Annotated in this window: 8 protein-coding genes; all 8 read right to left on the reverse strand. The window is 63.6% G+C overall.

Features of this window, described 5'->3' with window-relative positions; translation table 11 throughout:
- Positions 1-45 precede the first annotated feature (45 nt).
- The 8 genes from dnaE to C0617_RS02440 all read right to left on the reverse strand — a co-directional run bounded on the left by dnaE (position 46) and on the right by C0617_RS02440 (position 13587).
- Positions 46-3519 (reverse strand): DNA polymerase III subunit alpha, encoded by a 3474-nt coding sequence (gene dnaE, locus C0617_RS02405; RefSeq protein WP_291315424.1) that lies wholly within the window; start codon positions 3517-3519, stop codon positions 46-48.
- A 224-nt stretch (positions 3520-3743) separates the two neighbouring features.
- Positions 3744-4325, reverse strand: coding sequence for a Maf family protein (locus C0617_RS02410; protein ID WP_291315425.1), 582 nt, complete (start codon positions 4323-4325; stop codon positions 3744-3746).
- Between the two features lie 79 nt (positions 4326-4404).
- Complete coding sequence (locus tag C0617_RS02415) at positions 4405-4797, reverse strand: hypothetical protein (protein ID WP_291315426.1); 393 nt, start codon at positions 4795-4797, stop codon at positions 4405-4407.
- 150 nt (positions 4798-4947) lie between these two features.
- Positions 4948-5922, reverse strand: coding sequence for a transcriptional regulator (locus C0617_RS02420; protein WP_291315427.1), 975 nt, complete (start codon positions 5920-5922; stop codon positions 4948-4950).
- A complete protein-coding gene (locus C0617_RS02425; protein ID WP_291315428.1) occupies positions 5919-6290 on the reverse strand; it encodes a nucleotide pyrophosphohydrolase in 372 nt (123 codons plus the stop codon). The genes C0617_RS02420 and C0617_RS02425 overlap by 4 nt, the downstream gene beginning before the upstream one ends.
- 259 nt (positions 6291-6549) lie before the next feature.
- On the reverse strand, positions 6550-7020 hold the full coding sequence (locus C0617_RS02430) for a hypothetical protein (RefSeq protein ID WP_291315429.1): 471 nt from the start codon (positions 7018-7020) through the stop codon (positions 6550-6552).
- A complete protein-coding gene (locus C0617_RS02435; protein WP_291315430.1) occupies positions 7007-7567 on the reverse strand; it encodes an archaeosortase/exosortase family protein in 561 nt (186 codons plus the stop codon). The genes C0617_RS02430 and C0617_RS02435 overlap by 14 nt, the downstream gene beginning before the upstream one ends.
- Before the next feature lie 11 nt (positions 7568-7578).
- Entirely contained in the window at positions 7579-13587 is a 6009-nt protein-coding gene (locus tag C0617_RS02440) for a LamG-like jellyroll fold domain-containing protein (RefSeq protein WP_291315431.1), read from the reverse strand.
- Between the last annotated feature and the right edge of the window lie 619 nt (positions 13588-14206).

The following is a 14206-nucleotide window of genomic DNA, read 5'->3' on the forward strand; positions in this document are numbered from 1 at the left end:
CGGGCCCGGGTGAACCTTGAGCGTGCCACCGGTGCGGCCCGCCCGTCACTCGAAGGTTATGACATTGTAGCCGAACAACTTTTCGGCGTCTTCCATAATAGCGTCGGATGCAGCAGCTTTGTGGCTGTCGGGAAGAGCGAGGACCGTCTCGCTGCGATTCGGAATGACCAGGTGCAGCAGCACGTCGCAGCTGCCGCGGTGTCGTTCCACGATCTGCCGCAGGGCCCGCAGCTGCGCCTCTTCCAGGCCCGGCGTGGTGAGGCGGAAATGGATCCTTTTGGTCAAGGTTTCCTTGACGTTCTGCAGGGAAAGGACCTCGGACACCATTAGTTTACAAGTTTCTTCGCCGACATCCAGCGAGCCGCTGACCAGCAGGGGCTCGTCTCCCTTGAGCAGCTCGCCGGCGGCCTGATAGACCTCGGGAAAAACCACCATCTCCACGAAACCGGAGAGGTCCTCGAGGGTGACGAAGGCCATCCGGTCCCCTTTTTTGGTGGTCAGCTCCTTGATGGAGGAGACCAGGCCGCAGACCTTGACCTCTTCCTTGTCGTTGCGCTCGGCCAGCCCCGCCGTGTCGCAGGTGGCGAAGCGCTTGATGACGGCGCTGTGGCGGGCCAGGGGGTGCCCGGTGATGAAGAAGCCGAGGGCCTCCTTCTCGAAACCGAGCCGGATTTTCTCGTCCCACTCCTCCAGCTCCGGCAGCTTGCCGTAGCCGTTGCCCGGGGAGGTGATGATCTCCTCGGCGCCGAAGAGGGACTCCTGGCCCTGAGCCTTCTCCCGCTGCACTTTCTGCCCGACCTCCATGGCGTCCTCAAGGGCCGCCATGTACTGGGCGCGCTTGCCACCGAGCGAGTCGAAGGCACCACACTTGAGGAGGGCCTCGACGACCTTCTTGTTGACCCGGCGCAGGTCGACCCGCTCGCAGAGATCGTGGAGGGACTCGAAGGACTGTTCTTTGCGCGCCTCGAGGATCGCCTCTATGGCCGCGGCGCCGACCCCCTTGACCGCGCCGAGGCCGAAGCGCATCGACTTGTCGTGCACGGTGAAGGAGCGGTCCGAGGCGTTGATGTCTGGGGGCAGGACCTCGACCCCCATGGAGCGCACCTCGGCGATGTTCTTGATCACCTTGTCGGTGTTCTCCATGTCCTCGGTGAGAAGCGCCGCCATGAACTCCACCGGGTAATGGGCCTTGAGGTAGGCGGTGTGGTAGGCGATAAGGGCATAAGCGGCCGAGTGGGACTTGTTGAAGCCGTAGGCGGCGAACTTCTCCATGAGGTCGAAGACCCCCGCCGCCTTCTTCTGGTCGAGCTTGTTTTCCTTGGCCCCGGCGAGGAACTTCTCCCGCTCCTTGGCCATCTCCTCGGCCTTCTTCTTGCCCATCGCCCGGCGCAGCAGGTCGGCGCCGCCGAGGGTGTACCCCCCCAGGACCTGGGCGATGAGCATGACCTGCTCCTGGTAGACGATGACCCCGTAGGTGTCCTTGAGAATCGGCTCGAGTTGGGGAAAATCGTAGCCGAACTTCTCGGACCCGTGCTTGCGCTTGATAAAGGAGTCGACCATCCCCGAGCCGAGGGGGCCGGGCCGGTATAGGGCGCAGGCGGCGATGATGTCCTCGAAGCAGCTCGGCTTGAGCTTGATCAGCATCTCCTTCATGCCCGAGGATTCGAGCTGGAAGACGCCGGTCGTCTCCCCCGCGCAGAGAAGTTCGTAGGTCTTGGGGTCGTCGTCGCCGACCAGGTCGAGATCAAAATCGGGGGTCTTGCCCGCCCGGATAATGCGCACCGCGTTGTCGATGACGGTCAGGGTCTTGAGGCCGAGAAAGTCGAACTTGACCAGCCCGATCTTCTCGACGTAGCTCATGGCGAACTGGGTGACCTGGGCTTCGGACTTGGGGTCGGTGTAGAGCGGCAGGTACTCGGGGAGCGGCCGGGGGGTAACCACCACCCCGGCGGCGTGGGTCGAGGCGTGGCGGGTCAGCCCCTCGAGGGCCTGGGCCACCTTCATCAGCTCTTTGCCCTGAGGGTCCTTCTCGGCGTACTCCTTGAGCTTGGGTTCCTGGGCCAGGGCCTCCTTGAGGGTGATGTTGAGCACCCCGGGGATCATCTTGGCAACCTTGTCCGTCTCGGAGAAGGACATCCCGACCGCCCGGCCGACGTCCCGGATGACCCCCTTGGCCTGCATGGTGCCGAAGGTGATGATCTGGGCGACGTTCGCCTCCCCGTAGTGCTTGCGCACGTAGTCGATGACCTCCTCCCGGCCGTAGATGCAGAAGTCGACGTCGATATCGGGCATCGACACGCGCTCCGGGTTGAGAAAGCGCTCGAAAAGGAGGTTGTAGGGCATCGGGTCGATGTCGGTGATGCGGATGGAGTAGGCCACCAGGGAGCCCGCGGCGCTGCCGCGGCCGGGCCCGACCGGGATGTCGTGGTCCTTGGCCCAGTTGATGAAGTCGGCGACGATGAGTAAATACCCCGGAAAGCCCATCTGCTTTATGCAGTCGAGCTCGATGTCGAGCCGCTTCCGGTAGTCCTTTTCGTCCTCGGCGGAAAAATCGGACTGAAGCCTGCGGATGGCCTTGAGCCGCTCCTCAAGGCCATCCTTCGCCATCTCCTCGAGCACATCGTCGAGGGTCTTGTCCGCCGGCTTCTCGTACTGGGGGAAATGGTAGGTGTCGAAGTCGAGTTCCAGGTTGCAGCGCTGGGCGATAGCGACGGTATTGGCCAGGGCGTCGGGGGTGGCCTTGAAGAGTTCGGCCATCTCGGCGGGCGTCTTGACGTAGAACTCGTCGTTGGAGAAGCGCATCCGCCCGGGGTCGTCCATCGTCTTGCCGGTCTGAATGCAGAGGAGCACCTCGTGGGCGTAAGCGTCCTCGCGGGTCAGGTAGTGGCAGTCGTTGGTGGCGACCATGGGGAGGGAAAGCTCCCGGGAGATCTCGATCAGCCCCTTGTTGACAGGCTCCTGCTCGGAGAGGAAGTTTTCCTGAATTTCAAGGTAAAGGCGGTCGCGATCGAAGATTTGGGCCATCTCACGGGTCCGCTCGGTCGCCCGGTCGAGCTGCCCCTTGCCAATGAGGGAGGGCACCTCGCCGCCGAGGCAGGCGGTCAGGGCGATCAGCCCCTCGTTATGCTCCCGAAGCAGCTCCCAGTCGATGCGCGGCTTGTAGTAGAACCCCTCGCGGTAACCGGCCGAAACCATGCGGCACAGGTTGCGATAGCCGACCAGGTTCTTGCAGAGCAGGACCAGGTGGAACGAAGCCTCCGAGCTGCCGCGGGCGTTGCTCTTGTCGAATCGCGAGCCGGGCGCGACGTAGACCTCGCAGCCGATGATCGGCTTGATCCCGGCGGCCATCGCCTTGCTGTAGAACTCCACGGCGCCGAACATGTTGCCGTGGTCGGTGACCGCGACCGCCGGCATCTTGTACTGCTTCGCGCGGTCGATCAGGTCGGGGATCTTGATCCCCCCGTCCAGAAGACTGTATTGGCTGTGGAGGTGAAGATGGACGAAATTGGCGTGTTCCATGGAAACCTGGATGTCGAGGTGTCAAGCGGCAGGTCGCAGGGGAGGAAAAGCCTGCCGGGCGGGCTTTTCACTTCCTCCTTGTCACCTTTCGCCCCCCGCCCTGCGGCGGGTAAAAAAAAACCGATATCGGCGAACGCTGCCGCGTTGCGATGACCGGTTGGCTGGATTCGAGGCGCCTGCATGTTACCCCAGAGCGGCGGGGGCGTCAAGCGATACCCGAGGGGTCAGAGAACCTCCACCCCGAAGCGGCCGAGGAGGTCGATCACCTTGGTCAGGGGCAGGCCGATCAGGGCGGTGTAGTCGTCTCCCGCCATGCGCTTCATGAGGGCGATGCCCAGCCCCTCGATCTTGAAGGAGCCGGCGCAGTCCAAGGGGTTTTCCCGCTCGAGATAGGTCCGGATCTGGTCGTCGCTCAGGGAGCGGAGGGTCACGGTGTAGGTGGCGACGTCGGTGACCGAATCCCCCGAGGCGCTGTCGAAGAGACTGACCCCCGTGTAGAAAACGTGGCTGCGCCCGGCCATCTCGCGAAGCTGCCGAAAGGCCCCCTCCGCCGTCCCGGGCTTGCCCAGGACATGGCCGCGGGCGTCTACGAACACCTGGTCGGCGCCGAGGATCAGGGCATCGGGATATCTCTCCCGAAGGCTTTTGGCCTTGTGGTGGGCGAGGTGCTTGACCTGAAGTTCGGGGGCCACCTCCTGGTCGATTTCCTCCTTGAACAGGGGGGCGTCGACGTGGAACTGGAGGCCTAGCTGGCGCAGCAGTTGCAGCCGGTAGGGGCTTGTCGAGGCGAGCACGAGGGTACGCATGGGGACGGTCCTTGGCAGGGGGTTTCCCCTTTTGTACCCCAGCGAATCCGAAATTGCAACGGCTTACCCGCCCTGTCCTTCAGGCCACCGCGCTCCATGTCGGAGCGTCCTCGGCGACCCGGGATGCAGAGCCTCCTCCGCCGGGATGGGGGGACATCCAGGCGGGCGATGGCGCCTGCCGTCCCGCCGACCCCGTCAGGGCGCGGGCGGCCTCTTCGAGGGCTTCCTCGACCTCCTCGCGGTCGACCCGCGCGAAGAAGTCCCGCAAGCGCTCCTCGGCCAGCCAGGCATCGACGAAGGTCACCTCAACCCCCACCCCCACCTCGAGAAGGACCTGCCCCTCGAAGAGGCCGTCCCCCAGCACGGCCGAGACAGCGACGACCTTCTCCCCCCGCTGCCGCCGATGCTCCACGTTGAATACGTCAAGATAAAGCAGACTGCCGTCGTTTCCCGCCATGTTCAGCCAGACCATCTTCTGCCTCCTGTACGAAAGGATTGTCCTGCGTGAAACAAGAGATACCAGAGACTGGTGACAGAATATGTCGCAGGGGCCGGGGGCCAGAAGCCAGGGGCAAAAAAGATCTTACGCCGTTGCGTTTCTGTCCAGGGCCTTTTCCAGGCCTTAGGCAAAGGTGCGCTTCAGTTCCGGCGGGGAGAGAACTTCGACGTGGGGGATGTAGGAATAGAGCCAGGAGAGGATTTCCTTTTCGCCGCCGGCATCGAAGGAAAGGACGACGGAGCACCCCTTCTCAACGGCGAGGAGCTGGTCGGGGTGCCAGGTCCGTTCACGGATGAGGTGGGCCACCTCGGGGGCGAAGCGGACCCGAACCGCCATCGGCGCGTCGTCGATGAGCCCGAAGGCGCTGCCGGTCAGGTCTTCGACCCGGAAATCTTCGGGAACCTCGAAGCGCTCGGCGCCGGGCTCGACGCGCTGAAGACGATCGACGAGAAAAAGGCGCAGTGCGCCGCGGTTGTGGGCGAATCCCCCGAGGTAGAGGGAGTCCTTGAAAAACAGGAGTGTGTAGGGATCGAAAAGGTACTCCTCGGCCTCCCGCCGCGGCGGGGCGTAAAGGATCTTGCAACGGTACTGCCGAAGCAGGGCATCTCGAAGCGATTCAAGGATCTCCCGCTTGCCGCTGTAGTCGCGCAGTCCCTGGAAGCGCGGCACGGCCGCCTCGGCGAGGCGCTCGAGGTGGGCCACGCTGCGGGCCGGCAGGGCCGAGCGGATGCGAGCGAAGATGGCGTCGAGGTCGTCCTGAAAGGGGGTTCCGCGGAGAAAAGCGAGCTGGCCCCGGCAGAAGTAGAGGGTCATCAGCTCCTGCAGGGAGAAGGTGATGGGAAGAGTGTCCTTGAACTCGGAGATAAAGCCGTGCAGCACGGTCCCGTCGGGCTGCTCCTCGCGGGTCAGGGGGTAGCCGGCCTCCTCCAGGGCCTGCAGGTCGCGGTAGACCGTACGGCGGGTCACCCCGCACTCCTCGGCCAGCTCCGCAACCGTCGCGCCGTAGCGGGCCTTGAGGATGCGGATCACATCGTGCAGCCGCGCCGCCTGGCTGTATTTCTTGGCCGGCTTGCCCGGCTTGCGGACCGGGCCGCTCATTCCCCGTCCCGATAGTAGGTGTACTTGTGGGATTTGCCCCGCACCTTCTCTTTCGGGTATTTGCGGATATTCTTCGCCATCTTGGCCAGCACCGTCTCGGAGAGGTCGAGTCCGAGGGTGTTGGCCATGGAGAGAGCGTAGATGACGATGTCGGCCAGCTCCTCGCCGATCTCCTCAAGGGCCTCGGCGTCAAGGGCCTTCGACTGTTCCACAGTCAGCCACTGGAAGTGCTCCATCAGCTCGGCCGCCTCGATGGCGATGGACATGGAGAGGTTCTTGGGGGCGTGGTACTGCTCCCAGTCCCGCTCCCGCACGAAGGCGGCCATCCTCTCCTTCAGCTCCTGCAGCGTCGTCTGCTGATCGCTCACCCCGCCCTCCCTTGATTAGATGTTTCACTCGAACCGCAGTTTACGGAAAATGCCCACGGGAAGCAACTCCTGCAGTTCGGCAAACGATTTCTATACCAGGACGAGGCAGACAAACAAACGTGATTATTAGGGCGATGAATCTCCTGCGTCCGTTAAGAACAACAACGGCCGGAACGATACCGGAGAGGGTTTCTCGCTGCAGAGCAATCGCATATGACACCACGTCGGCCTCCTGCACGGCGGCAGCAGGAATGACCGGCTAGGCTTGAGTCGCCTTGGCGTCCTCGGACGATTGGGGATCGCTCGACAGGAGCAGTTCGCCCAATTGTCGGTGGGCTGCGATGATCCAGAGCAGTATCGGCAACACCCAGTGGCCGGCAAGCTCCCAGAAAAGGCTGTAGAGGTAATGGGCCTTTGAGGCCCCGTCACCGAGGCCCCTGGAAGGCGGCGCCCCCCAGACCATGAAGCTGAGCAGGTCGATGGCCCAGAAGGCTGACAAGCCGCCGAGGAGTGACAGAAGACGCCGCCTCGGCGACAGTCCCGGAGTGGCAAGGACCAGGGCGAGGAAAGGGATTATCCGGTAGGCGCTGTCGTAGTAGGCGGGAAAAGGGCCGGAACCTTTGGACAGCAGGAACATGGCCAGGAGCAGGATCAGCTCGTACCCCATCATCACCCACTTCTGGCAAGCGAAGAGCAGCAAGGAGAAACCGAGCAGTTTAGCCAGGAACAACACATTTATCTTCACGCTTCACCACCATCTCGATCCAGGCCAGCCACATCAGGATCAACAGAAAAAGAAACGCCACCTGCCACACGTAGTCGTGCACCAGAGCCTCGTGGCGAGGGATCAGCCGCACCACCCAAGCCAATCCGACCAGGCGGACGATATTGGCGGCAAACAGAAAGGGTATCCCGACGGCCATCCCGATGGCCTTGGACCTCACCTTGGCCGGATAGGCGAAGACGAAGGAGAGGTATACGAAAGCCGCCGAGTATGCGGTGCACTCCGCGACGATTTTCCAGTGCGCCTCCGGCATGATGATTTCGATCCCCGTCAGGGTCAGGGGAATGCCCGAGGCAGAGACCAGTGCCGCCGTGATACGGGCCGTCGCCTCCTGCAGGGGCAGGAGGTAGCCCGGCGTCATGAGTTGCCAATGGGCCAGGTTGAGCCCGAACACGAGCAGCGCAAAGACCGTGCAGACCCGGCCGACAGGAAACCGGGGGCGGCTGCTTGCCGCCCCCGGATGTTGTACGGGTATTTTTTGTTTCTTTGTCATCCGATGACCGATCAGTTAGAGGTTTTCCTGCGGCGCCCGATCACGCCCATGCCGCCGAGGGCCCCGAGCAGAAGCCACCAGCCGTCCATGACCGGAACGCGGTTGGCCGTGGCAGTGGACGCGCCGGATATGCCCGCCGTCGGGTCCCTGTCCGACAGGAACTCCTGCAGGTTGGACAATCCGTCGCCGTCGGCATCCGCCGATGCGTCGTCAGCGTTCGGGTCGAGACCGTAGAGGTTTTCCCAGCCATCGAGCATGCCGTCGCCGTCGGTGTCGGGATCGTTGGGATCGGTGAACGTCGTCGTCAGTTCATCTCCGTCGAGGATGCCGTCGCCGTCGGTGTCGTCGGGAGTCGGGGTGGCGACGGTGAAGGGCGAGAAGGAATCGGTCTTGCCGCAGACGATGTTCCTGTCGATGTCCGGGTTGGGGTCGGCTGAGCTCAGCTCGGTAATGTTGACCCAGCGGCCGCCGACGAAGTGCAGCAGTGAAAGGGCGAGCTCGTCCTGCTCGCTCATGCCGGTGTCGTCGTAGGGCAGACAGATCTCGACGCTGCCCGAGTAAGCTGCGGTGGTCGAAATATCGAAGATGGTGCCGTTGAAATGGTAGCTGGTCGGCTCCGGTGTGCCGGGATCGACCAGGACTTTCACCGATCCGGCCTGGCTGATCTCCTCGAAGAGGATCTCGACCGGTTCGCTCAAAACCTCGGTATCGTCCGGGTGAACGGCGATCGCCACATCGTTCTGCGGTTCGACGAAGTTGTAGTGCATCACGACCTCGCCCCGGGAAATGAAGCGGGTTCCCTGCGCGCAGGAGGTCGGCAGCGGGCCGAAGCCGACGCCGGTATAGGGCCCCGAATACACGATGCTGGCCCCGTTGGCGCCGTGCATGTAGACGAAGCTATCGCCCCTGTCGGCCAGCGAGGCGGCGCCGAGCCGGTAAGTGCCCTTGACGAAGCCCGGATCTTCCGGCGCCAGGGCCGGGATGTATACCGCCTCTTCGATGTTGTTCCAGAAGGGCCCGCTGTATGGCCCCGAGGCGGCGCCGGAGGCCTCCCAGCCGCCAGAGATTTCAAGCGGGGTGTTCTCGAGCAGTTCGGTCTCGGCGAAGGTGATGGGAGCGGGCCGGGGCGAGACCATTTCGCCGCTCGCCTTCTCCCCGCGAATGCTGCTGACGTAGAGGCGGGTATCCGGCCCGTCGTTGCGGAAGGTGCCGCTGATGTCTCCGACCAGTGCGCCGTAATGCTTGTTGGCGGTGATGTCGACCACCCCGTAGCCCTTGGAGTGGTAGATCTCCCCCGAATCGGACGTCACGGTCCAGCTGGTGCGGAAGTAGCCCCAGCCGGCCTTCGCGCCGGTCAGGATCGTGATGCGCCGATCGACGGTGCCCTCAATGGTTCCGTTGATCAGGCCGGTGACCGGAACCGTCCCCGATTGCGAGTCCCTCTCGACGAGGACGTCGGCGTGGTCGCTGTAGAGCGACTCCGAACACCGGTCGATGGTCAGGTCGTTGGTCCAGATGTGGCTATTTTCCGTACCGGGCGATGCGCCCGCTACCGGTCCGTCGATCCGGATCACCCGCAGGCCTTCGTTGTCGCCGAGAAAAACCTTTTTCTCATCGATTCGCAGGCTCCAGGCGGGGGCTGGCAGATCGGTGAAATTGCCGCCGTGCAACCGGGTCGGGTCGGTGACATCGGCCGCCCACAGACGCTGATCGCTGCCGATCCAGTAAAGCATGTTCTCCTGGGCCGCCATGTCCCGGATCAACATTCCCGGCTCATAAAAGAATCTGACCTCGATGGGGGCGGAGGGGGTGGAGATGTCGAGAACCCTGATCCCGTTGTCCGTGCCGGGCTCCCTGCCGAACTCGCCGACAAAGACGTAGTCGCCGGAAACGGCAACCTGAGTCGGCATGCCTGGGGTTTCGAAAGAACCGACCTCCAGGGGCGAAGTCGGATCGCTCAGGTCAATGATGCGGACGACACCCGGGGCCTCCGGGATGCCGGAGCCTGTCGCCAGAAGAGCCAGGCGACCGTCGATCACCAGATCGTTGACCGTGCCGGAGACGGGGATCGAGGCGACCTGCACTGGGCGGGCCGGGTCGATAAGATCGAACACCCGGAATCCCCCATGGTAATCGGCGGCGTAGTAGTAATCGAGATCGGTACCCATGCCCCAGAGCCAGCCCTCGGTGGGGAAATGGGCGATCTCCCGCGGTGCGGCCGGGTCGGTGGCGTCGATGACCCGCATGTCGGAATCGCCGACATAGGCGTAGCCGGCTGCGCAGGCCACCTCCCAGGCCTCGGTCGCCATCTCGTAGGCGCCAATCTCGGTGGGCATTTCGGGCGTACCGACATCGATGATCCGGACTCCCGCGTCCATGGCGGCGGCATAGACGGTCATTAAATCGAGATCGATGTCGTTGACCTGCATCCCCGGGAGGTCGATAAAGCCGATTTCGGTAAAGAGGGTGACAGGGTCCCCGCCGACCCTGGGATTGGTGCCGTTGAGATATTCGGTCAGGTTCTTGCGCCCGTCGCCGTCGAGGTCGCCCGAGGCGTCGGCCGGGTCGGCGGGATCGAGGCCGTTGGCCAGTTCGTAGGCGTTCGGCATCCGGTCCTGGTCCATGTCATCGCTGCAGGCGTCGCCGTAACTGTTGCCGCCCGAGGCGAGCTGGTCCGGGTTGCGAACCAGCGGGCAGTTGTCGGCGTTGTCGCCGATGCCGTCGCCGTCGCCGTCCTGCCACTCGCTGGCGTCATAGCGGAAGGGAAGTTCGTAGAAATCGGGGAACCCGTCGTTGTCGCCGTCCTCGTCGCAGGAGTCGCCGAGGCCGTCTTCGTCGAAATCGCCCTGGTCGGGGTTCTCCCTCTGCGGGCAGTTGTCCAGGTTGTCGCTGACGCCGTCGCCGTCGGCGTCGCCGCCGTCATCTTCCTGGTCCACGCCGGTGTAAAGGGTCGTCACCTCGGCGCCCGAAAGAGCCCGGTTGAGGATAGTCAACTCGTCGATGTCGCCGGGGAAGTTGTAGGTCGCATGGGTGTAGGCGCCGCCGATGGTCTGGTCGACATGCGTTTCGTAGGTCGGTACGCCGAGCGTACCGGAGGTGTGCGACACGCCGTCGATGTAGATCGTCCCGGTCGTCCCCGAGAGGGTCGCGACGACATGCTTCCAGGTGCCGTCGTCGATGCGCACCGTGGAGAAAATGCTCCTGTCGCCCGCCATGAAGTGCAGAGTCCCGTCCACGGTGCTCATCATGTAACCGGAGTGGGGCGAGACCTCGAGCATGTTGCTGAAGATGTGTTTGGAATCGGTCAGGTTCTCGGCGCGGACCCAGGCGGCGATGGTCAGGTCCCCGGCGATGTTGAAATCGACATGGTCGGGGATGCTCGCGTAGTCGCTCCCGTCGAAACGGAGAGCGGCGCCCGCGCCGCCGAGACGGTCGGCAACGGGGACTGCGCCGTGGACCGCGGCGTCGAGGCCGTTGCCTCCCGCGTCGAGGCCGTTGCCGTCGAGAGGATAGTACGCCACGACGCCGTTGTCGACCGGATCCGAACCGGGCAGCACCATCTCGGCGGTGAGAACATGCTGGTTCCCGGGACTGCAAGGGCCCGGAACGGGGCTCGCGGCCATGACTCGATGCGGCCCGTGGGTGCCGAAGAGGATGCCCGTTCCGCCATCGATATAGATCATCCCTCGCGACTCGTTCTCCTCGACGGGCTCTCCGACCCAGTAGGTGGTCATGATCAAGCCCGAGTCTCCCGGGGCCAGCGCGGGAACCTGTATTTCTTCATCAACGATCTGCAGGAAGGGCCCGCTGGCGGCGCCGCTGGCGGCGCCGGAGGTCTGCCAGCCGGAAATGTAATGGACCGGGGTGGCAAGCAGGGTGCTGCTCTGGGCAAAAGTGGTCGGGACCGAGACGGGAAGGACCAGTTCCCCGCCTGCCTGTTCGCCTTCGACGCTGGTGATCAAGAGCCGGACCGAGCCGCCTTCGACTTCGAAGGTGCCGTTGATGTCCCCGACCGATCCGCCGAACTGCAGGCCGATGGGCGCCAAGCCGACCCCGTAGAGAGTGGAGCGGTAGACCTTGCCCGTGCCCGCCTCGGTCAGGGTCCAGTCGCTGCGGGAATACCCCCTCCCTTCCGATCTGCCCGTCAGGAACGAAACCTGCCTGGCGACGGTGACCTCCGATGTCCCGGTGATGGCCCCCGTAGTGGGCATCGACATGGGATCGGAACCTTCCTGCACGAGGAGGTCGGTGTTTTCAGTCAGGGTGATATCGCTGCACTGGTCGACCGTGACATCCATGGTCAGGATATGGGTTCCGGAGATGTCGGCGAAATCGAAATGGGCGACCTGGAGGGAGTCGTAGTCGGCCACATAGGCGGTGCTGGCCGCGGCATCAACGTCGAAAGCCGCGGAAGGGGTGTCGAGGTTGGCGATGATTTCGGGCAGGGCCGGGTCGCTGATGTCGACCGCCCAGAGGCCGTAGCGGTCCCCGGCGACAAGAGCAATGTCGCCCGAGAGGCTCAGACCCGAAACGTATCCCGGAATCGAAAGAGTGCTGACCCGGACAGGGTTCGCGGGATCGCTGAGGTCGTAGATCCAGAGACCGGCAGACGCGTTGGCGAAATATAGATAGTCGCCGCGCGCCTCGATGGCCAGGGAGGTGGCTGCGCTCCTGCCGCCCCCCAGGGATTGGACCTCGTAGGGATGGGCCGGGTCGGCGACGTCGATGACCGTCACACCGTACATCTCCCGGGCCAGGTAAGCGTAATCGCCGGCGACCGCCAGGTCAGACGCCTCTTCCGCGTCTACGGAACCGATGACGGCGGGGTTTGCCGGATCGCTGACATCGACGATGTGCAGGCCCTCGTAACCGACGACATAGGCGCGAGAGCCGACCACGCGGACCGCCCGGGCCTCGGTCAGGTCGAGGAAGCCGACCGCAACCGGCTGCGTGGGGTCGCTGACGTCGACAATGCGCAAACCGTCAGAGCCGGTCGCCGCGTAGACGTAATCGCCAGCCGCTGCGAGCCCGGCGGTCCAGCCCTCCAGGTCTATGGCGCCGATCTCCACGGGGGCGGCCGGTTCGCCGGCGTCGATGATCCGGAACCCGTTGTGGCCGTCGGCAACATAAACCCGGCTGCCGACGGCGGTGACCGCGTAGCTGTCTGTCGGCGGGGTGACCTGCCCCAGGGATCCGATACTGCCCGCCATGGTCGAGGGGGAGGCGGCCAAGACGTGCTCGAGTCTGCCCTCGCCGGCAGAGCCGAGAACGACCGGGCCGTAGACCGTCGCCTCGTGCATGCCGAACAGGGGGCCATCGCTCATGCCGATGCGGGGCATGACATCGGGGACCATGCTCTGGTCGGCGTAGAGGTAGGTCGACCCCGGGCCGCAGTCACCCGAGTAGTCGCGCAGCACGAACCCGCTCTCGAGGGATTGGATCAGGACCGCGGTGCCGTTGCTTTCGATCAGACCGTTGCAGACACCCGAGGCCATGCCGGCGATGGTGTTGGTGCTGATCCTGACCGGGACGTCGGCCAGGGCGCTGGTGGTGCCGTTAATGACGTTGTCGAGCGTCAGGGCGACCGTGCCGGATGCCTTGACCCCGCCGATGCTTGTCAGGTGAAGTGTTCGCGCCGTACCGTCAAAGGCGGCCACCCCGTGGAGGTCCCCGGTAAGCGCTCCCCAGCCTTGGCTGCCGTTGCACACCTGGTAGATCTCCCCCGCGTAGCCGTCAATCTCGTAGAGCGCCTTGCGGTACGACCAGCCCTCGTAGGTGCCGCTTCCGATAAAGACCCGGCGGCCGCGATCGATCTTCATCGGACCGCTCAGGGCCCCGGAGGCGGTCAACTCGACCGTCCAGTCGTCGTGAAGCGTCACATTGACCTGTTCGGTCTGGGGAGTTCCGACGGCGACAAAAGAAAAATCATTGCCCGTCACGAAGGCGGCCGCGGTACCGATGTCGAAGACGAGCAGCAAAAAGGTGACCAGCAAAGCAAAACGCATTTTCTCGGGGTTCATTACCTACCTCCTGGATTCATTTGCATGACAGGTTCGCCGCACCTCAAAAAATGACAGCCGACAAGCCGACGAAATCTTTGCGAGAATCGGGACACGGTGACCAGACCCCACCTTTGCACCCGCTCATGGAAAAACCTTAAACAACGGATGCAAAAACCGGTACCGATTTCGAACATGATTGGAAGTAGTTAATTGGTCGGCTCTTTTCCGCCGGGCAGAACAATCCGGGGAAAGCTTTTCAGACACAGCGGGGCAAATGACCCCGAAGGGAGGGGGGAAATGCCCCAACACAGCAATGGTTCCGCAGAGCGAGTCGGATGAACGAGGCAAGGAGAATCCAAGAGGGGCAGCACGCGAGGTGGGGTTAAAAACAGTGACGCCAATCGTAAAGTGAACCCTCAACATAGGCGTCCAGGGGGAAAGAGGCCCATACGGCCGTTACTCGAAAGAGTTTCGAGAGGGCCTCCTCACCCTACCGCCAATCCCGTCATCAGGAACGGTCAAAGGTTCCCCCTGCTATCAGATGTGAGACGGCGGCCCCTTAATGAAAACGACTGTCCAGGAGCGCCGGAGTCAAGATCATATCCCGAGACGGCCTCTGTCTCCCAGATCGTGACTT

It is taken from the genome of Desulfuromonas sp., from assembly GCF_002868845.1.
Lineage (GTDB): Bacteria > Desulfobacterota > Desulfuromonadia > Desulfuromonadales > BM501 > BM501.

Excerpts from the sequence above, each read along its gene's own strand:
- C0617_RS02415 (WP_291315426.1), bottom strand. The coding sequence starts at position 4,797 with ATGGTCTGGCTGAACATGGCGGGAAACGACGGCAGTCTGCTTTATCTT.
- C0617_RS02435 (WP_291315430.1), bottom strand. The coding sequence starts at position 7,567 with ATGACAAAGAAACAAAAAATACCCGTACAACATCCGGGGGCGGCAAGC.
- C0617_RS02410 (WP_291315425.1), bottom strand. The coding sequence starts at position 4,325 with ATGCGTACCCTCGTGCTCGCCTCGACAAGCCCCTACCGGCTGCAACTG.
- C0617_RS02420 (WP_291315427.1), bottom strand. The coding sequence starts at position 5,922 with ATGAGCGGCCCGGTCCGCAAGCCGGGCAAGCCGGCCAAGAAATACAGC.
- dnaE (WP_291315424.1), bottom strand. The coding sequence starts at position 3,519 with ATGGAACACGCCAATTTCGTCCATCTTCACCTCCACAGCCAATACAGT.
- C0617_RS02440 (WP_291315431.1), bottom strand. The coding sequence starts at position 13,587 with ATGAACCCCGAGAAAATGCGTTTTGCTTTGCTGGTCACCTTTTTGCTG.